This is a genomic window from Armatimonadota bacterium, from assembly GCA_028871815.1.
Taxonomy (GTDB): domain Bacteria; phylum Armatimonadota; class Chthonomonadetes; order Chthonomonadales; family Chthonomonadaceae; genus REEB205.
This window is the reverse complement of sequence record JAGWMJ010000006.1, coordinates 120,894-144,039: the sequence shown is the minus strand read 5'-3', so window position 1 is coordinate 144,039 and position 23,146 is coordinate 120,894. Positions and strand designations below refer to the sequence as shown.

Genomic DNA, 23,146 nt, shown 5'->3' with positions numbered 1-23,146 from the left:
TAAACCCGAACAGAGAAAGCCGACGTTACGGAATAATGCCGCCTCCGCCGCCGCCCGGACCTGATTCCGGTGACAGGCCGCCGGCTCCGCTCAAACCACCGGCGACGCCATTTAGCGGCGGCCGCTCCGGAATGATACTTGGCGTGATGAACACCAACAGTTCGGAGTCGTTGGTGGTTACGCCTCGGGAGCGGAACAGACTGCCGATAAGAGGCAGATCGCCGAGCAGAGGCACCCTGTTGCTGGAGACCAGGTCCTGCTTCTGCAGCAAGCCGGCAATTACCATCGTATCGCCACTGCGAATAATCCTGCGCACCGGAGCCGCTTCTACGGAGACCAGCGGGAAGCTTTCACCGTTCGGCCCGGTCTCCGTTCCCAGAATGCTGCTGACAAATGCCGTACCAAACAGCGTGATCGAGTCATCACCATTGATCCGCGGCAGCATTGCGAGGCCCGTTGTAACCGGGAACGGCGTAACGGTTGAGGTCAGGATGACCGTCCCATTTCCGACCGATACCGGCTGCGACAGGAAGATTGGCACCACTTCGGTGGTTACGAACTGCACGGCAACGTTGTTCAGGGTGGTCGCCATCGGCGAGGCTACCAACTTACCTCGGCCCGTGGTGAGGATCCAGCTGAGCGACGTTTGAAGGTTTCCGGTAGCGAATTGAATGTACGCCGTGCTGCTTGCTGAAAAGCCCGTGCTGACTGCGCCGACCAGGTTAACCTTCTGGAAGCTCCAGTTGATACCGAACGTGTCGATATCATTCTGGGTCACCGTGACGAATTGCGCCCGGATCATAATCTGTTTGGGCTTGACGTCCAGCAGGCGAATCACTTCGCGGAGCTGTCGAAGGGCCGCAGCGTTGGTATAGCGGACGATGATGCTGTTATCTGCATCAAACGCATAGAGGTCGTTCGCGGTAATGCCTGGCGGCAATAATCCCGCGGCTGCGCCTGCTCCCGGACCCTGACCGCCGCCACCGGCGCCGCCGAAGCCGCCTGCGCCACCGCCCTGTCCACCCAGCCCGCCGCCGAAGCCGCCGCCGCCTTGCCCTCCGCCGAACCCGCCACCGCCGAGACCGCCGCCGCCGCCGCGGCCAAACTGACCGCGGCCAAACTCGTCCGGATTCTGGAGGTCGCGACCGGCGCCTTGATCCGACCCTACGCCAACGCCGCTTGGCAGCACACCGGATGGGCCCGCCGATGCGCCTTCACCGGTCTGCGCCTGCGGCAGAACGCTGCCTGCAGCCGTACCCGTCGGTACGGAGGGTGCAGCCTGGGGCGGCGGCGCCGTCGTAATGGCGCCGTTCGGCAGGAACGTGGCCGGGCTGCTGATCGTGCCGGTTGACGAGTATGGATCCTCCTGGCGCAGCATCGTCCGCAGCACGTTTGCCGTAAGTTGATCTTCAATGGTCTGAATCGGGCCGCTGAGAACTCCGAGCCGGTGAAGAATGTCACGCGGGTCGTTGTACATCAACTGAATCTTCTCGTAGCGCACCGGACCGGGCGGGTTCGGGTTCTCGGGCGAGAGTCCGGGCGCCGAATCAGGCTCCTGCGGCGCCTGCCTCGGAGCGCTGCCTTTTGGTCCGATAAAGAAGACGCCGTTGGCCTCCCACATATCGGCTCCAGCCGACTTGGCCATCAGCTTCAAGACATCGCGCGCCGGCTGGTTCTTCACCGACAGCGTAACGTTGCCGTATGGTGTGTCGGAATGAATGAAGACGATGCTGATTCCGGTCTTCTGCATGATGAGCTTCGTCGCGACGTTCAACGGCGCGTTCGACAGCTCAACATCCACCGGAGTATTGAACAGCGCATTCCCCGATTGCCCGGGCAGCAACGCCCTGGCCTCGGCTGGCCGCTGTGCCGCTCCAAGCAGCGATGCAAATATCGCCGCGACGAAACAACACCCTGCTGCAAGCCTCAAATGCCGGTGCAAGCCCATGTTGCGAAGCCCCCTTTAGATGTCTGACGGCGCAGAGGTCAGACCTGTTGCCGATGCCCTGTGGCCGTATACGCGGCTTGCTGCCGCGGCTCAGCCTACCTCTTCTGCGTGGTTCGCGCAGAGTCCTTCTTCCAACTTCACAATTCGCGAGGCGCTACTGCGGCCAGCAACGGTGCAGTATGAGTGCTGTTGCCGGCGCATGGAACGCGCAGGTGTCTGCGACCGGTGGTGTTGCCGCCGGTCGCAGACACTGCCAAGCCAGATGGCGCTATGTTAGCGACCGCCGCCGCCGAAGCCGCCGCCGCCACCGAAGCCGCCTCCGCCGAAGCCGCCTCCGCCCATGCCGCCACCAAAGCCGCCGCCGCCCATACCACCCATACCACCGCCCATGCCGCCCATACCACCCATACCGCCCATACCACCCATGCCACCCATACCACCACCCATGCCACCCATGCCGCCCATGCCGCCACCGCCCATGCCACCACTGCCGAAGCTGTTGGCCTCAGGCGTAGACATGATGATGCGGCCACCCAGAGCCTGCACGATGTCGATGGAGTTGAAGTTCAGCGAGGTGCCCGGTATTTTGATAAACCGTGGCTGCTCCTGTGCGGTTTGGGTATTGTCCGTGCTCGTGCCGGTCGGCGTTGCCGTCTGGTCCTGACGCTTCGGCACGATGCTGTAGATACCGTTCTGCACGCTGATGGTTAGCGGTGCGCCACTCTGCTGCAGCAGCGTTTCCAGTACTACCTGGAACGGCTTTTGGTGCAGGTGCGCACTCACGGGAATCGTCTTCAGCGACGGGTCGATAACGTAGCTTACGTCGCCCTTCAGCTGCTTGAAAAGAAGCTCGAGGGCGTAGTAAAGCTGTGCGCTCTCCACATCCAGGTTCACCTTTTGATTGGCTACGGCGGAATCGCTCTGTCCACCGTTATCCTGGGCTATCGCCGCTGTGGGCAGCGCCGCCATGGCCGCCAGCGCCAGCCCGGCCGAGGCCAGGCCGATACCGAAAACTCGCCACTTGCTCATTGATTTCTCCCTGATCCTGCGCGGCGCTGTAGACACCGCATTTACTACCTTACGTTTCTTCTCTTCCACAAATCCCCGTAGCACGCGCCGGCTACTAGCCAGCGCCGCCCCCGCCACCTGCTGCCGGCAGATTGCCGGGCCGTCCGCCGCCGAGGCCGGGCCGACCGCCGAGGCTACCGGTTCCACTAGTCGGGCCAAGGCTGGTATCGCTGAGTGGCACCACCTGGACGTAGGTGATACCCGCAACCTTTCGCTCCAGCTTGACTGAATCCTTATTTATTGAGACGACTCGATACTGGTCACTGGTTACCGATCCTGGCTGAACGATCTCTACATTGCCGCTGGCGTCTTCCAGGATCGCGTACACGCCATCGCCCGTCATGATACCAGAGACCCGGCGGCTTGGCTCTTCGCGTACCGTGGCGTTTACCGGCGCCGGGGGTGGTACCTGAACGTTAGCAAGCTGCAGAGGCGCAACCTGCGTAAACACGTAAGGCGGCGGCGGTGGTTTGCGCCATGGAACGCTGAATGGATCGGAGCGATGCGGAATTGCGAGGGCAGTCACCACCGGCTTATGCGCGGTCGGCGCTCCACCCGTCGCCCCGCCCGCCACTGGCAAATGCTTGCCCGGCGGCAGACCGGGCTGACCCTTGGGAGCCGGCTTGTGTTTCGAGCCCGGCACGGCGCCGGTGGGCTTTTGCGCGCCGTGCTTTGAGGTCCCTGGCTGACCGCCCTTTTTGGCCTTATTACCGTGAGGCGGAATCTGCTGACCCACGGAAATCGGTGCACTCGTCGGTTCGGTGATGCCATCCTGGCCGGCGCCGCCGCGGCAGCCGGCAACGAGGGCAGTTGCTGCCAGGCACAACGCGGGCCAAAACAGTTGGTTCAATTTGCTCATAAAGCTGGATTCCTGGTATTGCCGCCGGGCGGTTGTGAAATCGCTACTACTTCATCATGCCGGCAGAACTGTTTTTGCCGCGGCCGCCTGGCCCACCGAAGCCACTTAGTGGCTGGCCGCCCGGTCCGGGTGGTCCGCCGTTGCCGAATGGCGAGCCGCCGGGACCCGGTGCGCCGCCACCACCTCCGCTCGACGATGCTAGCGCGCCGCCCAGCATGGGATCCGGAGCCGGCGGTACGGAGCCGGGAATAACGTAGATGTTCAGCGTATAGCTGAGCTGCAGGTTGGGGCTCTGGCCCGTAAGCGATACATTATCGATCACCGGCATACCATGCCGGCGCATACCGTTGAATCGCATCAGGTGGCGCATGGCGTCGTCGAATGTCTTGGCCGTGAGTGATACGTTCCAGCCCTTTCCACCGGGTGGAAAGGTGAGATCCGTGAGCGTCGCCAGCGTGTTGGGATCGGTTGAGTACGATGGGATCGCGAACTCCACGCCCGGGTTTCGTGTGATTCCATCCGCGCGTTGAGCATCGTACCACGATGTGAGCCACGTACCCCACTGTGCCGGGACCTTGATCAGCCAGTTTTCATAGGTGGCCAGAATCTGATCTGTGGTGCCGTAGGGCACACCCGGCATCAGCAGCCGTGAACTCACTTGCCAGTCTGCGTTCGTTTGAACAGCCTGCTTCTTGGTGTTGGCAAGGTCAGACTGCTTGCTCTGCACGGCAGCCGCCGTTCCACCCGAGCCCTCAACGCTGGCCACATCGGCCCGCATGGCCGTGGTTGCCTCCTGTTTAGGACGGATGAGAGCGAAGAAGAGGATCAGGGTGAGCAGGAGGGCTGCACCCGCGCCAATGAGGTTGATGTGGAGCAGTTCCAGCCTGGATATTGATTTTCCCAATTGTTCGGTTGCTCCTACTGTGCGCCGGCGCTGCTGCTGCTGGTGGTGCCGCTGCCGCCAAGGCCCATCATACCGGCCGACGGTCCTGCGCCCTTGCCCCCACCAAACGCGCCGCCACCGGCTCCGCCGCCGCCCCCACCGCCGCTGGGCGGCCACGTTGGCGCCGACGCGCCGCCAACAAATGGCTTCACGAGAACGATGTCGCCGGTAAAGTTGAGGCCGGACCGGCCATCGAGCACGGCCGTGTTGGCGCTGGCCTGGGATCCACCTCCGGCGGTGCCGCGGGCTTGTGTTGGGCCACCGCCCATGAGGCTGCCGGCAGCGCCGCTCATCGCCTGCATCTTTTGCTGGATGGTAAAACCGGGAGGGGCGCCGCCCTGCGCGCCAAGCGGCGCGTTGTTACCGGCGACTCCGCCGTTTGGCACAAATGGATGCGGCGGTAGGGAAAGCGATACCTGCTGGATCACATCGGTATGCGTCCGCAGCTGCTGCCACCACTGCACCAGCGCCTTTTCGGACGGTGCGAACCCGGAGAAGGTAATGGTCTGCCGATCACCCGCCAACTGCATCTGATAGAGCACAACGTTGCTGCTGATCAGGTCGCGAACGTGGCTGAACAAGTCCGGCCATGCCTCGTTGTACGTAGCTGCATTTGCCACAAACGTCTGACGTGCCTGCGTCGCCGCGATTGCGGTCTGGACGGCCGCAATCTGGGTATTCAGGTCATTGTAGGTGTTCTGGTAGTTCTTCGCGGTGTTGTCTTCATCCGTTGCGGAGTTCAGGGCAGCCTGGACGGAACTCAGCCACAGCACAAAGCCAACCACCAGCAGCGCCAGCGCGACGCCCCAGACGACAGCCACCTTGCCCTTCTTTTGCTTGTCGTAGATATAGGGTGGCAGCAGATTTACGCGTAACATAGTGAGTTTCTCCGACGGTCGCCAGGTCCGGGATTCGCGACTAAGCCTCTGCCTGTCCAGCCTTTACTTTAGGTGCTTTCGGCGGCTTTTTCGGTCGAGTGGCGGCTTTGGCTGGAGCGACCAACTCCACGACACCCAAACCCACGCTAACCGGAAATATCTGCGCCATTCGGGCCATGTGGTCGGGCGAGTAGTTCTTTGCCGTGACCGTAACGCCAGCAAGCGGATTGGCGACTTTGGCCGGAACGCCGAGCTCCTGCTCGAGAAACGGAGCGAGATTCTTGAGTTGCGAACCACCGCCGGTAATCAGGATCTCGTCAACCCGAGCATCGGACGACTTGCCGCGATAGTAATCCAGAGAACGGCGGATTTCCTGGGCCATCTCGGTTAGCACCGGCGCCATTGCGTTGAACACCTGGATGCGAATCGCGTTGCCTTCCGCATGGGTCAATGCGGCGGGCAGTGGCGCCTCGGGCGTGGCGTCCGGTTCGGCGGTATCGCTGCCGCTGACCGGCGCGCTAACCTCGGAGCCCGTCGGCTCAGGCAGAGCCGCAGCGCCCGGCAGTCCGCCGGTGAGGTCGGCCTGCGCCGGCGGCGCAGCCTCGCCCGGTGATGAGAAATCGAATGGCATCCGGCCCGATGGTGAAGAACTTGGAGCCGGAGCTGCTGCGGGTTCCGACGCGCCCGGTGAGGCGGGTATCGAAAAGTCCACGAAGCCGCCGCCGGTCGGAGAGGTCGCCGGGGGCTGCCAGCCTCCGGGCGATAACTGATCGAGTATTACTTCACCCACATCACACTTCTGACGCTCGGCATCTTCAAACGAGAGGCCCATCGCGGAGGCGATTGCCTGCGTCAACTGGTTACCTGCAAGCGGAAGCGATCGCGGAAACGCGAGCAGCTTATCGCGGTATATGGAGATATCTGTGTTTGAAGCGCCGATATTGATAACGGCTACGGCATATCCGGGGGTGGTGCTGGTAATGCCGAGATCCAGCAGTGAGCGTCCAACGGCGAGCGGCTCCACGTCGATCGCCACCGGCTTGCAGCCGGCCGCAAACAGCACCTCAACATGCCGATCGATCAGCTCCTGCTGGGCAACCGCCATCAGCACTTCCATCTGCTGACCGTCGGAAGTAGCCATGCCCCGATCGATGGGCTTGAAGTCCATCACAACTTCGCTTACCGCGAAGGGCACGTGGCGCTCCACCTCCCACTTCATCGCTTCGGCCAGTTCGTTGTCAGACATCTGCGGTACTTCTATAACCCGCACCACAACCGCAGATTGCCCGGCTACCGAACTGACAACTGCCTTGGAGCTCACACCAGCCTGCTTCATCAGATCCTTGACGGCCTTGCCCAACGCCGCCGCGTCCACGATGATGCTGTTCTCATACGCGTCGGTCGGGGTTGGGGCGTAGCCAATCGCAGTAACTTCAATGCTGCCACCGGAGCCCCTGCGGCACTCTGTAACCTTCATCAGGCTGGTGCCGATATCAAGCCCTACGTACGATCCACCGGCCATGCTTCACTGTTCCCCTATCGAGCGACGGAATGTTGGCTGCTGCGGCGCGAGAGCTTGAAGGACCAGATGAGCGACGACGCAACGCAACCGAACTCTGAGCACTCTATTTGACGCATCGTAAGTGGCAGATTGCGTGGCGCGACGTCGTTCCCGACAGATACTGGCATGGGCATTGTAACAGGTTTACGATGAGGTGTCAACACCCCGTCCGGCCGTTAACGCTGCGCGAATACCGTGTTTGTCGCCCCGTGGCAGCACGCGCCGGGTACAGGTTTGGATGCACCCGCCCCGGTTACGGTTCATCGGCTCACACCCTTCAGGCTGCGACGCGTGGCCGGATCGGGTACCACGGCTCCCTTTACAGAGTGCCACACGATGCTGTTCAGCGCAGCCTCGGGCGCCGCATCGGCCACCGAGAAGTTCATCTTCTCGGAGTCACGCCAGCGGTACGAAGTATGCGTGTTGAACTGTGCGATGACGGCCCGCGACGGCAGAATCGCGTCGTACGGTGTGATATTCGCCGCCGTGCTGCCGAATACCTGCAGCGGCCTGGACTCCGCGTCGAACTGGCACATCGGCTTCAGTTTCAGCAGCGCCTCCATAGTGTGCAAAACCGAGTCGGTGTTGGAAAACCTGTGGTCCACCAGCCCCGGCTTTACCCAGGGACTGATGACGTAACAGGTGGAGCGATGGCAGTCCACATGGTCTTCGCCATCCTGAGCATCGTCCTCAACCACAAAGATGGCGGTACTGGCCCAGTACGGGCTGTGGGAAACGGCGTCAACAAGCTCTCCCACCGCGTAGTCGTTGTCCGCCACCATCGCGGTGGGTGTTTGGAGGCCGGGTGTAGTGCCGGCTGTGTGATCCCGCATAAACCGCACCATCTCAAACTGCGGCAGATCGTGGTTCTTCACATACCCGTCGAATTCGCGCTTCCACTCGCTGAAGCGATCTGGAGCATGATTCCGACCAAACGCCAGCAATTGCTTTGGAGCCGCGGCCCGGTCGATGCGCCATGCGTCACTGTCGGCATAACGGGTGGCGAACCGCATAAAGTCGGGATCGGTGTGAATACCCGTAAGCGCCTGCTTGGTCGGCTCGTTCGGCTTCGTGAGCAGCTTGCCTCCGGCGCCAACCGAACCATAGGCTTCGTAAATCCCGTATGTGCGGTAGCTTACGCCTTGCCGCAGGCAGGCATCCCAAATGTAGCCGCCATAAGGCTCCGCCACATCCGGTTCACCCAGCATGTCAACCGGCACGCCATTGACGGCGCCTTCGAAGTCGTAGTCGCGTCCGCGGCCGCTGTAATTGAATGGTACGTTGCGGGCTGAATAGGCGTTGGACATGCCGCCAACGCACCACAGCCAGCCGTCAGCGGATACCTCTCCGGCGCAGTAGAAGTTATCAAGTAGCACGAACCTGTCTGCCAACGCGTGTTGATTCGGCGTGGTTTTCTTGCCGAAAAGGGTCAGGCTCGGGTCGCCGTTGCCCCGTGGGTCGTCACCAAGTACCTGGTCGTAGGTCCTGTTCTCCTTGATGATGTAGATCACGTGCCGGATCCCTGTGGGCGGCACACCGCCGGCGGTACCGCCTGCACTAACCCATTTACCTACGTTGGCTACCGTGGCGTTATGTACCGACTGCGCTGTGAGGGCCGGCATGTCGGCATCTCGCGGCACCGACATCATGGAGAGGCTGCCTTCCAGGATATCGAGGATGTAGGTGCCCCACCGTCCGCCGGGACCCAATTGCCGAGCATTGGGTGACGGACTGCGAATGCCCTTGGCGTTGGTGACGAACAATCGTTCGCCATCGCTGCTCACTCCAACCGCGGTGGGATACCAGCCGGTGGGAATGTAACCAAGGAATCGATGCCCTCCGTTGGCGAACCGGACCACTGCGATCGCGTTCATATCGGCGAGCGCAACATAGAGCGTGGAGTCGTCCGGGCTCAATGCAAGGCCGGTCGGCGTGCAGCCCGGCAGGCCGCGCACTGAGCTTGGGCGCATCAGGATGGCGCCCTCCACGGCATCCGTGGCGGGGTTAAGCGCAGTCACGGTGTCGCTGCCGGCATTCGCCACAAAGAGCCGCGTCTGCGAGTGATTCAGCAGTAATGCTTCCGGCTGCGTGCCGGTTGGAATGTTACGCAAAACCACCGGAGCCGCTGGGTTGGTGACATCGATATCCGACACCACGCCATCGCGTTCGCTGGCAACGTAGAGGCGCTTATCAGCCAGCGGGCCCGCGGTAACCGCGGCAATAGCGTACGGAAACCCCGGCGTTGTCACCTGCGCAAGCACTTTGCCCGTACGCGTGCTAAGAACGCCGACGGAGCCGTGTTCATCCGTCCAGCTACTCGATTCGTTGCGCGTGGTGTAAAGAACGGTACCCGTGCTGTTTACGGCAATGCCGGCCAAAAAGTTCGGTCCGCCGCCCGTACCGAGGCCGCCGGGCCAGTGCGAGGGGTCGTGCAGCGGATCGCCGTCCCGCTGAAGACCACCCGTTCCGGTGACGCGGTAAACCGAAACGAGGTCTTCTGGCCCGCGCGAAACGTACAGCCGGGTTTCACCCGCGCGCCTCGAGAATGCCAGTCCGTAGTACAGTGCCGCCCGCGAACCACCCTTTGGGTGGCTGTTGAACGGTATTCGAGCGGTTACATGGTCATCAACCGAGCTCACGAGGGTCAGTACCTCGCGTGAGCCGGATGTGGTCACAGCAATCCAGTTTCCTCGTGGACTCAGCGCCAGATTACAAGGGAAGCTGCCGACCTGCGCCGCGACACCTTGCGCCGAGATGAAGCGGCCCGTAGCGCTCCGCATCGGAGCTGTTTGCGCGACGACCGGCTTGCCACCCGTAGCCATCGACAAAGCCATGAGGGTGGTGAGACAGGCAATCGTCGGCAATCCAATGGAACGACAATCGTACCGCATGAATGCCTCGCCTCCTCAGTGAGCCGGGATCAGGTTCCGCCAACCTTTGCCGGCGCTGTAGGTGTCAGGTCGAAGCCGGCGCCCCGGTCGCGTGACGGCAGCGCCGCGTAGAGCGCCGGATACTTCTGTACAATCCACGTACGCAGTGGCATACCGGCGCCGGTGTTACGGTAGAGAGTAAAAAAATCGTTCATAAAGTGCGTCTCGGTGAACGCCATGTGACCATACCGCCATGTAAGCTGCCGGTTCTCAGCGGCATCCAGCGGCACGTGCCGGTATACATCCAGGAACAGCGTACCGGCCAAACCGGAGCGATCGGCGCCGCCGGCACAGTGAAACAGCACCGGATATGGCCCCTTATCAAAAGCGGCAAGAAGGCCGTCGAGCGCAGCGGGCGATGGATAGCGTAGAGCGCTCATCGGTACATCCACGTGGCGAACGTGGTGCGCGGCACACTCCGCCAACTCCGACCGGTACCAGGCGTTCTTCATTGAGCCGCCACGCAGATTGATAACGGTACGGATACCGTCCTGCTTCAGCACCGTGCCAAGGTTGGAACCGGTGAGTTCCGCGCTGCGATATGCAACGCCAGGCACCACCACGCGCACGTTCCCGCCGAAAACACCGATGTACCAGAGAAAAAGGCTCGCCGGGACAAGGAATACGACCAGGCCGATCGCAGCTTTCCGTGCCAAACGTCGGCCATGGCGCGACGGGCTTGGCGGCGCGCTGTTGGAAGCGGATATACTCATTGCAAACTGAAGTCCTGAGCCGGCAACCTTGCGCACATTATACCTTTACCACCTTCGACCGCCATGCAGATGACACCAGATCAGATCAAGCAGTTCCGGAGCGAAGGCTGGACGTGCGTTCCAGCGCTCTTCAACGCTGCGGAAACGCGAACCATGCGCAACGAGATTCAACACCTGCAGGCAAGCGGCCGCCTCCGTAATGTTGCTACAGATGGCGACGCCCGCACGACGTCGCGTACTCAATTCAACCTCCAGCTCTGCCCGCTCTCGCCACACAGCGAGGCATTCCGATGTGTGCCGCACCTGCCCAGCGTGGTGGCGGCTGTCGACGCCCTCATCGGCGTCGGCAGCATGCTGCACCTCGATCAGGTCTTCCTCAAGCCACCGCACACTGGCGCCGGAACGGCCTGGCATCAGGACAACGCCTACTTTCACATCTCAGATCCCACGATGGGAACGGCGATGTGGATCGCAATAGACGACGCCACTACGGAAAACGGTACGCTCCGGGTCGTCCCACGAAGGCAGCGCGACCAGCTCAACCACGAGCGGGATCCTTTCAGCGACCACCATATTCGATGTTTTCCGGAAGAGAGCGAAGCCGTAACGGTGGAACTTGAGGCCGGAGGCGCCGTCTTCTTCTGCTACGGCACGCCTCATTGTACGGGCGCCAATCCAACCCAGAAGTCCAGAGCCGGTGTGGCGCTTCATTTTGTTCAGGGTGACGCCCTGCCGGGCGGCGGTTTCCCCGCCACCGACGGATTGAGGCACGCGTCGATTTCCGGACCGCTGGCCGATCGTGCGCTCCAGCAAGAACTGCGCGCAACCTGGAACCGCCTCGTCCGCAGTACGGAAGATGCAGGGGCGTAGTGGACGCCCACACACTGTCTGTCCTGCAGTACCCACAGGTCCTTGAACGCCTGGAACGCTGCACGGCAACGCCACAGGGCCGCCAGTTCGCCGCCGCGCTGGCGCCATCGCCGTGGCCCGAAACCGTAGCGGAACGGCTGCGTGAAACCGCGGAAGCCCGCACAATCATCGGCGCCGCCGGAGCCTTTCCTCTTGCCGGCATTAGCGACGTTGGCCCTTCCATTCGAGGAGCGGAACTGGAACAGCAGTTGACGCCTGTTGAACTCCTCGCCGTGATGCGCACCGTGGCCGCGGGCCGCCAGCTCCGGGCGTATCTCCATGCACGTGCCGGTGTGGCGCCCGTTCTCGCCGCATTGGCGGCGCGACTGCCGCTGCTGCCGATTCTGGAACAGCGGATCGAAGAGAGCATCTCTACCGAAGGCGAGGTGAAAGACACCGCCTCGCCGGAGCTGCGCCGGCTTCGCACCGAGATCGGCATCGTTACCCATCGCCTCAACAACAAACTCAACGAAATCCTGGCGTCCAGCCGAAACAGCGCCTGGATACAGGAGTTTGTGGTTACCGTTCGCGAGGAGCGATACTGCATTCCGGTAAAGAGTGAGTATGTCAAGGCGTTTGGTGGAATAGCCCACGACGTCAGTCAGAGCGGCGCCACCGTGTTTGTGGAGCCGAGCTCTACGGTGCCCCTCGGCAATGAACTCAAGCAGATGCGCGCTCAGCAGCAGCAGGAGATACAACGGATACTGCGCGAACTGACCAGGCTGGTCGCGGCGTCGGCGGAAGCGCTCCTTAGCCTTGTCAGCATCGCCGGACACCTCGACCTCGTACATGCCAAAGCACAGCTCGCTGCCGAAATGGATGCTACCGAACCTGCTGTGAATGTGGAGGCGCGCTTGCGGTACATCGGCGCCCGGCATCCGCTGCTGCCCGATCCGGTAACGCCCATCGATATCGAGCTTGGCCAAAGTTACAAAACGCTGCTGATCACCGGACCAAACACCGGCGGAAAAACGGCAGCGCTGAAAACGGTAGGGCTTCTATCACTGATGCTGCAGGCAGGGCTGCAGATTCCGGCAGGCGCAGGCTCTGAGGCTACGGTTTTTCCCGCCATCTTTGCCGACATCGGCGATGAGCAGGACCTGCGGCAGAGCCTCTCCACCTTCAGCGCACATCTGAAGAACATCACGGCGATCTTGCACGATATCGAGCCGTGTTCGCTGGTACTGCTCGATGAGATTGGCGCCGGCACGGATCCTGCTGAAGGCGCGGCGCTGGCCCGGGCAATCCTGAACGCTCTGCTGGCGCAGCAAGCGCTCACTATCGCGACCAGTCACTACGGGGAACTGAAGGAGTATGCGTATCGCACTCCCGGCGTACTCAACGCTTCGGTGGAATTTGACCGCGATACGCTTTCGCCCACCTATCACATCCTGCCAGGCACGCCGGGCTCCTCCCACGCATTTCATATCGCGGCGCGGCTTGGAATGCCGCAGGAGTTGATTGAACAGGCGCGTGGTTCCCTCTCGAAACGCGACCAGGACGCCGGCCAGCTGCTCGAGCAGATTGAGTCCGCCCGGCGTGCCACTCGGAGCGCCCAGGTGGAAGCCGAGCGCGACCGTGACGCTGCTGCCGACTTGCGCAGCGCATACGAGGAGCGTGTACGGCAGGCGACCGAACTGCGAGCCGGTGTACAGGCGGAGGCGCGCGCGGAGGCTCGGCAGTTACTGCAGCAAACCCGCACACGGGCCGAGGCGCTCTTGAAGCAGATCGAAAAGCGCGGCGCAGCGCCGGTCCGAGGTCGCGCGCCTCAACAAAGCCTGGAGCGGCTGGAAACCGAGACATGGTCGGATTTCGCGCGGGAAGCGCCTGCCCCGCCCGAGCCGGAGGAGACGGGTGGTAACAGCGAGCCACTCCGAAAGGGCGACACCGTGAGGGTGACTACGCTCAACCTGGACGGGCAGCTTCTCGAAGACCCCGTCAACGGCCAGGCGGCGCTCATCATCGGTGCGATGCGAGTCACGCTCCCGCTGGGTCAGCTTCGCCGGCTGGCAAAGCCGGAGGCGAAGCAGGCTGCCAGGAAGGCCGCATCGGACCGTCCTTCGGACGGCGCGCGCGAGATCGCCATGCGCAAAGCGCTTACCATTGCGCCCGAACTGATGCTTCGAGCAATGCGCGTAGAGGACGCGCTGCCGCTGCTCGACAAGTATCTGGACGATGCATTTGCGGCCGGAATGCATACGGCCCGCATCATCCACGGAAAGGGCACCGGTGTGCTGCGCCGGGTTGTGAGCGAACAACTCCGCGAGCATCCACTGGTCGAGAGCTACCGTCTCGGTGAATCGTCCGAAGGCGGTGAGGGCGCAACCGTGGTGGTATTCAAAACGTGATCGCAGTTGCACTGCCACTGGCGGCAGCCATTGCGGGCGGCCTGCTACTCGGCGCGGTTACGGCATGGAGTCAAGCCGGCTGGCGGGTATTTCTTCGCACGGCAGGTTTGGCGGCCGTAGTCGTACTGGCGGTTATGCTGGCGCCCGCAGGCGCCAGGTGGCGCGCATCACCATTTCTGCTGGTCGGGGCCATTGCCGTGGCTTCATCGATGGCGCTGGCTGGCGACTATCTCGCTGGCTTGGTCCTGCACCGCAACGACAAACGCGGTTACCGGCACGATTCGGTGGGCCACTGAGACGAAGTGGAGAATGAATACCGAGGCATCCGCCGCTAACGAGCCGCGCAGTGCCCAGGTCGCCATGGCTGCGGCCGAACTGCTGCGGGATAACTTCGCCAACCCTGCGGCCGGCGCAGGGCGATCACCGATGGTCGACGTGGTGCGGATTGCGCAGAACGAAGGCGTTGCCATCCAGATCAGGCCGCGCGAGGACGAGAACGCAGTACTGTGCGTGGTTTCGGCCAGGCCGCCAGCCATCCATATCTTTAACGATGAACCGTTTCCTATGCAGCGGTTCGCTATCGCTCGCGGCCTGGCCGCGCTGAAACTGGGTGGCATTCCTGAAGCCGAAGAGTTGGTGTTGCGGCACTCCGCGCTGGGCCGTCCGCCCGCAGATGCGCTGGAAGCCGACACGAACTGGTTTGCCGCCTGCCTGCTGATGCCGGACGAAACTCTGGCGCCTTACCGCCGAAACCAGACGCCGTTAGCCAGCCTGGCCACGCTGTTTGCGGTTCCGGAGGAGGTAGCCGCATACCGCATGTCCAACGACACGAGCGATCGTGTGCGAGGGCGGCAGCGCGGCTTGGGCCGTATCGTGAAGGCATTTGGTATCGGCGAACCTGTTGCCCCGTTGGCCTTCATGGAGGCGGATCTCATCCCTCCGCGGCCCGATCGCCACGCCGCTCCGGCGGACGGCGGCACACTTCGCCGCAGCACCAAACTGGCTCAGGAAGCCTCGGCGGCAGAAGCCGAACGTCAGGCACAGGCCAACACCCTTCGCGATCGATGGTCGGCGACGCTGGTGTTCGCGCTCTGGTTTGAACTGGCGTTCCAGCTGCTGCTGTTTATCGGGCTTGTGGCGTTTCCAAAGCGACTGATCCCATTCGATAAAGTTCTAATAGCCCTTATAGTTCAAACTTTCGCACAAGTGGTCGGGCTTTGCCTGGTAATCGTCCGCTACCTCTTTCCGGGTGGCGCCAAGGGCAAATAGGCCGCGAAGCTGCGCCCGGCAGCGCCTATTCCTGAGGCGTGGTGGCTGAGGCAGCCGCGCGAAGCCTTTGCACGCACAACTGGCCAGCAATCAGGCCTGAAGCGGCCGCGCTGAGGAAGAATGCCCGATCCTCCTGCACACTCCGGCCCATCGTGGTCACCTCCACGCCGGTGGTCTCCAGCGCACGCAGTCCGCGCTCGGCATCTACCACAACCGCCTGATGCCGCGGCTCGATGGCAGCTGCCTCCATTGCCTGCCGGACGACCCGCAATTGTCGCGGTGGTAGCCGGGGAAGCGGCACGATGCTGCCGCGAAGCGCCACGTGCTTCAATACCGTTAGCGTATGGTGGCTGATGCCCTGGTGGCGTGCGCGGCCATCCGCAAAGCTGATGCGGGCGACTGCGATCGGCTGCGCGCCCATGGAAGCCGCAGCGTTAAGCGCCATGCCCTGATCCACGCCTGAAAAGCCCAACTCCGTACCGGTACCGGCGTTTCCCGGTCCCTGGCCCGTTACGACGATGTCTGCGTGACACACCACATGCGCTGCCAGCAGGGCCGAGTAGAGGTTGATGGCCTCGATGTCACCGCCGAACGCCTGACCAGAGGTAATCACGGCATCCACCAGGCCGGCAGCCCGCATCCGTTTGGCGAGCCCGCTCACGCCCAGCGAAAGCGCGGCGCCATCGGTCATCACATAAACGATGCGAGGTGGCGGCAGGTTGCTCGCCGTCACCTCCCATCGGGCGGCAGCGCATACCGCCGGGATCTGGCTGTGCAACTCCACGCAGACTACAGGAAGCTCGCCCAGTGAGCGCCACTCAGAGAGGTTTTCGTGCTCGCAGCTCTCCGGCGCCTCAACGGCCAGCACAGGCATCTGGCTGGGCGTGTAACGGGCCTTAAGGATGTGTCCAGCAGGCTCGATCGGATCCTCCGCGGAATCCAGCGGGGCCTCTACGAAATCCAGGCCACCCGAGCCAAGGCCCAGTTCGACCGCCGCGGTATTCAGGCTTACCCTGCATCCAACCGCGACCAGCCCACATAGCGCAGTGAGCGCAATTGCATCGCGGCACTCGCCGCCGTCCGTGCGGACACGCAGGATCTGTCTCCCACGGTCCTCCTCCACAACCTCCTCAACCGTGCCGATCATGCGGCGCGTTATCATGGTTGAACTTTCCAGCGTTTCGCCGCAGCGAGGTCTGCGCCCGGCGCTACCGGGTTCGGGTCACCTTGTGCAGGCCGCGCGGCGAGTCGGCATCATTTCCCTTGACGGTGGCCAGCGACGCCGCCAGGAGCTGACCCGGGACCACAGTTAGCAACGGACTCAGGAGCTCGACCACACTGCCCGGCAGCCGGACCAACCGCCGGCCCAGCGCGGCCACCGGCGAGCCGGACGTAAACAGCACAACGGGCGAGCCGCGACGCTCCAGTTCGCACGCCAGATCAAGGACGTCACTATAAGCCGCGCCGGGAGCGGCGAACAGAAAGCACGGCAGCTCCTTGCCCGCAGCAGCGATCGGCCCGTGCCGGAAATCTGCTGCCGAGAACGGTCGCGCTGCCAGATAGTTGGTTTCGGTAAGCTTGAGCGCCACCTCCTGCGCGGTCGCAAGGTTGATGCCGCGTGCGAGAACCACACACTCACGGAGATCGGCAAGCTCGGCGGCGAGCGCATCCATCTCAGCTTCCAGGCCCAAAGTCGCCTCAATGTGCGTGGGTATCGCCAGCAGGTCATGGCGCAGCGAGTCATCCTGCTTCCACTCAGCTGCCAGCAGCGCGATCAACGCCAGACTGGTGGTGTAGGTTTTCGTGGCTGCAACCGCCTTTTCCGGGCCGGCGCTGCACGGCAGCACGATGTGACCTTGCGACGCGATCGGCGATTGCTCGTCGTTGGTGATACACGCTGTTACCGCGCCCTGAGCCCGGGCTGCGGCAAGGACCTCAATGACGTCCGGTGCGACTCCGGATTGCGAAATGCCTAAAACCAAGGCATCGCGCAGGTCCACTTCGGCCTTGTAGAGCGTGTATACCGAGGGCGCGGCCAACCCAACCGGCACGCGCAGCGCAATCTCAAGCAGATAGCGGGCGTACGTCGCCGCGTTATCCGACGTGCCACGCGCGGCAATGACGACGTGGCGAGTTGCGCGGTCCCGCAGCAGCTGGGCAAGCTGCCGGGCATGCGGCGCGGCGTTCTCCAGCGCGCGCGCAACGGCATCCGGTTGTTCTCTGATCTCGGCGCGCATCACTTGCATTACAGTTCGAGCTCATCCTCAGAGTAAGCAACACGGGGTGACTGTGAAGATTATACCCACGTCGAAAGTAAGCCACCAATACTATTTAGGCCGCGCGCATCGGGCCATGGCGCGCTGGAAGCTCTCGGCTGTTCGGCCATGCCGTGGCGCGACATGCACACTCCGACTGCATACCGAACACCTCGCACGTAAGCCATCCCCGCCCTGCCTTTCGTGCCCAGCTGGAGAAGACGTATCGCCGCCTTGTTGATGCAATCCACCAAGTCGGTAGCTTGGGAACCGTCGGATCGCAGGTGTTTGCTGCCGGCCTCGAGCCGTTATGCGCAACTCCCACGCGCCGGCGGGTGAAAAGCGCCCGCGGAACTGCTGCTTCAGCCACTCCTGGGCTGCATCCAAACTCGGCGACATCCAGTTACTCGCCCGGCATTGTATTAAAGCGGAAGCAGATGTGGATCCGATGAGGCCGATTGCACGCCGGGTGGTATGCCAACCGGTTGTGTGTCAGCCGTCATATTCACCGGCTGCCGCCCGGTTTCGTGCGACGTCGTCGCCCGTGACACAGTAGCGCGGCCTACGTGGGCTACTCAGCACCAACCGGCAAACTTACCGCTCGACGCTGAATGCTCCGAGTACACCGCAGCAGTCTGCACAGCCAGCGGGTCGTTCGGCTCAAGCGCACAGACCTGAGCGATCGTCTTTAGCGGCCCGAAGCGATTTACCAACCGTTCCAGTTCCATCGATTCGCCGTCTTCAGCGCTTCGCCACTTCAGGGCCAGCGCCATCACGCGAGGCAGCCAGCGGACTTCAATTCCGGCGCTTCTACAGAGCAGCGCCGCGCCGGCCAAACGGTCGGCATGGCCGAGCTTTCGGATGGGGTCGCGCGCGAGGCGCTCACACGTGTCGCCTAGGGAGCGGTTCGAAAAGCGATGCTGCAGCTGTTGCTCATACTCGCGCTGCTCCGCAGGTTCGAAACCCATCAGGCGGCAGAGTGCGGGACCGGTTTCGGACATCACACCCTCCACCAGCGCCTTGACGGGCGGTAGCGCCAGGGCATCAGCGGCAAATCTGCAGCCGTGTGCCGCGCCCGCGTATCCCAGCGCGGCGTGTGAGGCGTTGTGCGTATAGAGCTTCCGCGCCATCCATGCCTCGAAGGAAGCCACGGGGAGCATGCCATCTACCAGGCCGAGCCGCGTAACCATGGCGGAAGCATCCAGGGGCAATAGCCGGTATGGTTCTGCCTTGAGGTCGAGCGACCCCGTCACAGCAAACGGCGCCACCGGTGTCATTCGGCTTACCACAGCGCGCACGCCGCCAACCTCCGGCGCCGCATCGGCAGATCCAGTCCGCTCAAGCTCCAGCGTCAGCGCCGTTAGAAACGCCCGGTTGGCATCCGGCAGGTTCTCGCAAAGGATCACGTTCAGCGGCTCGGAACGGGCAGCGATTCCTGCGGCAAGCATGCGGGCCACAGAGGGGAGTGCCGAGGCTCCGGCAGCGGTACATACCACTTCCGCCTCTGCCGCCGCCCGACTTACCTCCTCGGCACGGCCGATCTGCAGGGCGCGGAAGCCACCGATCTCCAGGCTCTGCTCGCTATCACCGACCAGACGAAGGCAGTACCGGCCGGCCCGGTTCAGGGCATCCACCAGGTGGGCATCGGCATCTACAAATGTGAGTGCATAACCGGCCTCGTAAAACAGCTGGGCAAGGAAGCCGCGGCCGATGCTGCCGGCGCCGATCACGAGCGCGCGCCTCATCCCCAGATCACGACAGCGCCTGCGGTACTCGATCGGAGGCGCCATCGGCCGATCGCATCCGGCGCATCGCTCGCCCGGCCATTTGGTGAAACCCAACCTCACCGCTCAACAGCATTCCAGCGGTGCGCGTCGCCATCGGACGCTGCACGCCGTTTCGGTAACACATGCCCGGGAACTGGTAGAAGAAGCGAGCGAGCCGGAGCGCTGCATCGAAGTTGCGCTTGAACTCCTGATCAACAGTCGCCGCGTACATTTGAGGAGCGCCCTTTAGCACAGCTTCGGCCGCCAGCTTACCGCTTTTGACGGCATGCAGGATTCCGTCGCCGAAAAAGGGATTGATGAGGCCGGCCGCATCGCCAGCCAGCAGCACGCGGCCATCCGATGTCTGCACGGTGTCCATACCGTTGTAGATGGGTAGTGGGTGCGCGTACCAGCGCTCCCCACCGGCCGGCTTCGGCAAATCCAGGGCAGCCAGGTAAGCCACAATGGCCGCCTGCAGCTCTTGCCGCACACCGGCATCTCCACGTCCGTCGGCGCGGCGCGGCCGAAAGACGCCGGCGCCAACATTAAGATGCTCCGCCTTTGGAAAAACCCAGGCGTATCCCCGAGGCACGGCGCCGTATTCCAGATGAGCCACGTCACGGCGCAGAGTAGCATGCCCGTCGCCCCACCGGTGCGGCACCTCGAGTTCCATGCCGATCGCAAGCGCGCGCTTGGACCGGAGGCCGGTGCACTTTGCGGTAACTCCGTTGGCGCCGTCCGCACCGATCACCACGGCACAGGTGGCGTTCCAGTCACCGCCCGGTCCGCAGGCACGTACCGTCGGCGGGCCACCCACCTCCACGCTCTTTACGACCATTTCGTCGATCAAAACCGCGCCGGCGTCGGCGGCGCGTCGCGCCAGTGCGGCGTCGAATATGGCGCGCTGTACCATCCATAGTGCCAGGCGATGGCCCTTTTCGCCATTGGGGTTTAGAGGCGCCAGCGAGGCATCGCCAAACATCCAGGTGTGGCGCATCCACTCCACTTCAGCCTCAACAAAACTCCCGGGCGCCAAGCGGCCAAGCCGCTCAATCTCAAGCTGGTCCGCCATCGTCATCGGCATGCCGCCACCGCAGGTTTTGTGGCGCGGCAGGCGGTAGCGTTCCAACAGCGCTACCGAAGCCCCTCCGAGCGCCAGATGAAAGGCTGCGGTACTGCCGGCGGGGCCCGAGCCGATCACGATCGCATCAAAGTGGGCCATGGCCGGATTATAGCACAGGCCGGTCGGCGCGCCAGAAACGCTGGCACAGGTGAAGCGACTCAACCGGACGGTACGCCATGTGACTCCTGGTAGGCAGGCAGTTCATCCGCCGACTGCAGGCAGCCGGCGACCCGGCCCGTTTCCGGGTGATATGTGGAACGTATCTACTTACCCGACTCCGCCCCTGCCCGGCCACCCCGCAGCCGTTGATACCGTCGCCCGGAAGGAAAAGGCTTCCCGCTCAGGGAATCCCACGGCACGGGCATCGTAGCGCGCACTTCAATGAGGTTATTGCCATGAACCGACGCCAGCTTTTGCTTCTTCTTGGTACGGCAGCAGCTTTTCCAGCCGCGATGGGCTGCGACAAAAGTAAATCGGGCGGCGAAAACGGCGCCAATCCCAGCACGACCACGTCGGCCGGCGCCACGGCTGGTTCGGCTGGCGGGACGGGAGCCGTAGCCATGTCGTCGGCCGCGGCAGCGTTCAACAAGCCACGCAAGCCCACCGGTCCCGTGCTTGTAAAGGTGATCACCAACGGCAATTCTCCGTTTTGGGACTCGATGGGCAAGGGTTTGGCAGACGAGATCACCGCGCTGCAGTTGAGCCCGCAAAGCGGCTGGACTGCGCCGCCGGGAACGGATAACGACAGCCAAAAAACCGCCTTTGAACAGGCAATGGCCGCCAATGCCGACGGCATTGCCGTATCCACCATCGATGCCGCGGCATTCTCCGCTGTCATCAACTCGGGAATCGCCAAGGGGATCCCCGTGATCACGTTCGATTCCGACTCGCCCACCAGCGAGAGGCTGGTCTACATAGGCACCAACAACTACGCCAGCGGCAAGCTGCTCGGCCAGCAGGTGGTAAAGCTGCTGCCGCAGGGAGGGAACATGGTAGCGTTTGTTGGCAACATGAGCGCCGACAACGCAAAGCAGCGGTACAATGGCTTTCTGGATAGCATCAATGGCCACAATATAACGATGCTGCAGGATCCCTACGAGGATAACGCAGACATTGTAGGCAAGGCGCATTCCAATGTTGCCGACGCCATCACCAAATACGGCTCAAAAATCAACGGCTTCCTGGGTCTCTACTCCTATAACGGCCCAGCCATCGTTGACGAGGTCAAGAAAGCCGGTCTGATTGGCAAGGTCAAGATCTGCTGTTTTGATGGCGAGCCGCGCACGCTCGACAACCTGCTGGCGGGCCTGGTGGATGTCACCGTAGTCCAGAAGCCGTACCAGTTTGGACGGCTCTCTGCCGAGATGCTCTACCAGATCAACCGGGTTGGACTGGATGCGGCGCTGAAGCTGATCGACCCCGAGTTGAAGAAGCTGGGCATGACGCGCAACGGACCGATTATCGATACCGGCGTACAGGTCATCACCCCGGCGAATGCCAAGCCATTTATCCAGGACCTGCATGCAAAAGGCCTCACCTCTACCTGACGCGGCGGCATCCGGCCGCAACAGCTCGGGTTGGCTGACAGGCGTGATGCGCTCACGTGAGATGAGCGTTCTGGCCGTGCTCGGCATGCTCGGTCTGTATATGGTATGGTCGCCCGCAAGGCAGACCTTCTATAGTGCCAGGAACATCCAGAACGTTCTGCTGAACACCTCGCTGCTCGGCATCTTCTCCATCGGCGAGACGGTGGTGATCATCACAGCCGGCATCGACCTTTCACTGGGTTCCCTGATCGGCTTTTCCGGCATGGTTCTGGCCGGCACCGTGACGCTCCTCGACCAGCGCCTCTACACGCTTGCCGCTGTGCTCCTGGGAATAGTCGCCACCGCAGCGCTGGCGCTGGTTCTTGGCTGGATACACACCAACCTGATCCACAAGCTCCGGCTGCCGGCGTTCGTGGTCACGCTGGTCTCGCTTCTGGTACTGCGCAGCCAGGCGCTGGTGATGAACCACCACCAGCAGATCGTCCTCGACCCGGTGAAGTACCCACTCTTCAACTGGTTGGCCAACGGCAACATCGGCAGGCACTTCCCCATACCCACCGTTGTGCTGATTCTGGTTGCCGTAGTGACGCATACGGTGCTGACACGAACGCGAATGGGCCGGTACCTGTACAGCGTGGGCAGCAACGAGCAGGCAACCGAACTCAGCGGAGTCAATGTGTTCCGCGTCAAGCTGTTTGCCTATACCTGCAGCGCGCTGCTCGGATGCCTCGCCGGAATCCTGTATGCCGGCTATGGTGGGCAGGGCGACCCCCAGGCGGGATTGTCGTACGAACTGAACGCGGTAGCCGCAGCCGTGGTCGGCGGCGCCAACCTGTTTGGTGGCCAGGGGAGTGTGCTGGGAACGGTGCTGGGCGCGACGCTTCTCTATACCATTCTCAGCGCTATCAACCTGCTGCTTACACAACCGTCCCTCTGGGAGGGCACCGTGGTGGGCGGTGTGCTGCTCTTCGCGGTATTGACCACGGCGATCCGCGAGCGCCGCGCTGCTCGATGACTCTCCGAGAACCC

The 23,146-nt window shown here is 62.7% G+C and carries 17 protein-coding genes and 1 pseudogene; 6 read left to right on the top strand and 12 right to left on the bottom strand.

From position 1 onward, the window contains the following. Positions 1 to 25: 25 nt before the first annotated feature. The 8 genes and pseudogenes from KGJ62_08925 to KGJ62_08890 form a co-directional block, all read right to left on the bottom strand. Complete coding sequence (locus KGJ62_08925; GenBank protein MDE2126699.1) at positions 26 to 1,843, bottom strand: hypothetical protein; 1,818 nt, start codon at positions 1,841 to 1,843, stop codon at positions 26 to 28. A gap of 381 nt (positions 1,844 to 2,224) precedes the next feature. Continuing rightward, positions 2,225 to 2,431 (bottom strand): annotated as a pseudogene (locus KGJ62_08920) (hypothetical protein). Positions 2,432 to 3,071: 640 nt separating this feature from the next. Next, positions 3,072 to 3,875 carry a hypothetical protein gene (locus KGJ62_08915; GenBank protein ID MDE2126698.1) on the bottom strand — a complete coding sequence of 268 codons (804 nt, stop codon included), beginning with the start codon at positions 3,873 to 3,875 and terminating at the stop codon, positions 3,072 to 3,074. 46 nt (positions 3,876 to 3,921) lie between these two features. Next, positions 3,922 to 4,779 (bottom strand): hypothetical protein, encoded by an 858-nt coding sequence (locus KGJ62_08910; GenBank protein ID MDE2126697.1) that lies wholly within the window; start codon positions 4,777 to 4,779, stop codon positions 3,922 to 3,924. A gap of 14 nt (positions 4,780 to 4,793) precedes the next feature. Continuing rightward, positions 4,794 to 5,696: a hypothetical protein gene (locus KGJ62_08905; protein ID MDE2126696.1), complete on the bottom strand. Its 903-nt coding sequence runs from the start codon at positions 5,694 to 5,696 to the stop codon at positions 4,794 to 4,796. Between the two features lie 40 nt (positions 5,697 to 5,736). Further along, the gene (gene pilM / locus KGJ62_08900; protein MDE2126695.1) at positions 5,737 to 7,218 is read right to left on the bottom strand and encodes a type IV pilus assembly protein PilM; all 1,482 of its coding nucleotides are present in this window, start codon (positions 7,216 to 7,218) and stop codon (positions 5,737 to 5,739) included. 299 nt (positions 7,219 to 7,517) lie between these two features. Further along, positions 7,518 to 10,148, bottom strand: coding sequence for a hypothetical protein (locus KGJ62_08895; GenBank protein ID MDE2126694.1), 2,631 nt, complete (start codon positions 10,146 to 10,148; stop codon positions 7,518 to 7,520). 29 nt (positions 10,149 to 10,177) lie between these two features. After that, positions 10,178 to 10,900, bottom strand: coding sequence for a tyrosine-protein phosphatase (locus KGJ62_08890; protein MDE2126693.1), 723 nt, complete (start codon positions 10,898 to 10,900; stop codon positions 10,178 to 10,180). 69 nt (positions 10,901 to 10,969) lie between these two features. Between KGJ62_08890 and KGJ62_08885 the strand changes: the two genes are divergently transcribed. From KGJ62_08885 to KGJ62_08870, 4 genes are read left to right on the top strand one after another with little or no spacing between them, the layout of a single operon-like run. Next, a complete protein-coding gene (locus KGJ62_08885) occupies positions 10,970 to 11,770 on the top strand; it encodes a phytanoyl-CoA dioxygenase family protein (GenBank protein ID MDE2126692.1) in 801 nt (266 codons plus the stop codon). Beyond that, positions 11,770 to 14,157 carry an endonuclease MutS2 gene (locus KGJ62_08880; GenBank protein MDE2126691.1) on the top strand — a complete coding sequence of 796 codons (2,388 nt, stop codon included), beginning with the start codon at positions 11,770 to 11,772 and terminating at the stop codon, positions 14,155 to 14,157. Before KGJ62_08885 ends, KGJ62_08880 begins: the two co-directional genes overlap by 1 nt. Continuing rightward, positions 14,154 to 14,453, top strand: a complete 300-nt coding sequence (locus KGJ62_08875) for a hypothetical protein (protein ID MDE2126690.1) — start codon at positions 14,154 to 14,156, stop codon at positions 14,451 to 14,453. The genes KGJ62_08880 and KGJ62_08875 overlap by 4 nt, the downstream gene beginning before the upstream one ends. A gap of 13 nt (positions 14,454 to 14,466) precedes the next feature. After that, positions 14,467 to 15,426, top strand: a complete 960-nt coding sequence (locus KGJ62_08870; GenBank protein MDE2126689.1) for an ImmA/IrrE family metallo-endopeptidase — start codon at positions 14,467 to 14,469, stop codon at positions 15,424 to 15,426. Between the two features lie 25 nt (positions 15,427 to 15,451). On the opposite strand, the gene KGJ62_08865 is transcribed toward KGJ62_08870, so the two are convergent. The 4 genes from KGJ62_08865 to KGJ62_08850 form a co-directional block, all read right to left on the bottom strand. Then, positions 15,452 to 16,588, bottom strand: a complete 1,137-nt coding sequence (locus KGJ62_08865; GenBank protein MDE2126688.1) for a DUF3866 family protein — start codon at positions 16,586 to 16,588, stop codon at positions 15,452 to 15,454. Between the two features lie 46 nt (positions 16,589 to 16,634). Then, positions 16,635 to 17,672 carry an SIS domain-containing protein gene (locus KGJ62_08860; GenBank protein ID MDE2126687.1) on the bottom strand — a complete coding sequence of 346 codons (1,038 nt, stop codon included), beginning with the start codon at positions 17,670 to 17,672 and terminating at the stop codon, positions 16,635 to 16,637. 584 nt (positions 17,673 to 18,256) lie between these two features. After that, positions 18,257 to 19,426: a hypothetical protein gene (locus KGJ62_08855; protein MDE2126686.1), complete on the bottom strand. Its 1,170-nt coding sequence runs from the start codon at positions 19,424 to 19,426 to the stop codon at positions 18,257 to 18,259. 7 nt (positions 19,427 to 19,433) lie between these two features. Continuing rightward, complete coding sequence (locus KGJ62_08850) at positions 19,434 to 20,669, bottom strand: geranylgeranyl reductase family protein (GenBank protein MDE2126685.1); 1,236 nt, start codon at positions 20,667 to 20,669, stop codon at positions 19,434 to 19,436. Between the two features lie 296 nt (positions 20,670 to 20,965). Here KGJ62_08850 and KGJ62_08845 point away from each other — a divergent pair, with 296 nt between their 5' ends. After that, complete coding sequence (locus KGJ62_08845) at positions 20,966 to 22,117, top strand: substrate-binding domain-containing protein (GenBank protein MDE2126684.1); 1,152 nt, start codon at positions 20,966 to 20,968, stop codon at positions 22,115 to 22,117. Further along, positions 22,092 to 23,132: an ABC transporter permease gene (locus KGJ62_08840; GenBank protein ID MDE2126683.1), complete on the top strand. Its 1,041-nt coding sequence runs from the start codon at positions 22,092 to 22,094 to the stop codon at positions 23,130 to 23,132. Before KGJ62_08845 ends, KGJ62_08840 begins: the two co-directional genes overlap by 26 nt. Positions 23,133 to 23,146: the final 14 nt, after the last annotated feature.

Excerpts from the sequence above, each read along its gene's own strand:
- KGJ62_08915 (MDE2126698.1), bottom strand. The coding sequence starts at position 3,875 with ATGAGCAAATTGAACCAACTGTTTTGGCCCGCGTTGTGCCTGGCAGCA.
- KGJ62_08905 (MDE2126696.1), bottom strand. The coding sequence starts at position 5,696 with ATGTTACGCGTAAATCTGCTGCCACCCTATATCTACGACAAGCAAAAG.
- pilM (MDE2126695.1), bottom strand. The coding sequence starts at position 7,218 with ATGGCCGGTGGATCGTACGTAGGGCTTGATATCGGCACCAGCCTGATG.
- KGJ62_08895 (MDE2126694.1), bottom strand. The coding sequence starts at position 10,148 with ATGCGGTACGATTGTCGTTCCATTGGATTGCCGACGATTGCCTGTCTC.
- KGJ62_08890 (MDE2126693.1), bottom strand. The coding sequence starts at position 10,900 with ATGAGTATATCCGCTTCCAACAGCGCGCCGCCAAGCCCGTCGCGCCAT.
- KGJ62_08885 (MDE2126692.1), top strand. The coding sequence starts at position 10,970 with ATGACACCAGATCAGATCAAGCAGTTCCGGAGCGAAGGCTGGACGTGC.
- KGJ62_08870 (MDE2126689.1), top strand. The coding sequence starts at position 14,467 with ATGAATACCGAGGCATCCGCCGCTAACGAGCCGCGCAGTGCCCAGGTC.
- KGJ62_08865 (MDE2126688.1), bottom strand. The coding sequence starts at position 16,588 with ATGATAACGCGCCGCATGATCGGCACGGTTGAGGAGGTTGTGGAGGAG.
- KGJ62_08860 (MDE2126687.1), bottom strand. The coding sequence starts at position 17,672 with ATGCAAGTGATGCGCGCCGAGATCAGAGAACAACCGGATGCCGTTGCG.
- KGJ62_08855 (MDE2126686.1), bottom strand. The coding sequence starts at position 19,426 with ATGAGGCGCGCGCTCGTGATCGGCGCCGGCAGCATCGGCCGCGGCTTC.
- KGJ62_08850 (MDE2126685.1), bottom strand. The coding sequence starts at position 20,669 with ATGGCCCACTTTGATGCGATCGTGATCGGCTCGGGCCCCGCCGGCAGT.
- KGJ62_08845 (MDE2126684.1), top strand. The coding sequence starts at position 20,966 with ATGAACCGACGCCAGCTTTTGCTTCTTCTTGGTACGGCAGCAGCTTTT.
- KGJ62_08840 (MDE2126683.1), top strand. The coding sequence starts at position 22,092 with ATGCAAAAGGCCTCACCTCTACCTGACGCGGCGGCATCCGGCCGCAAC.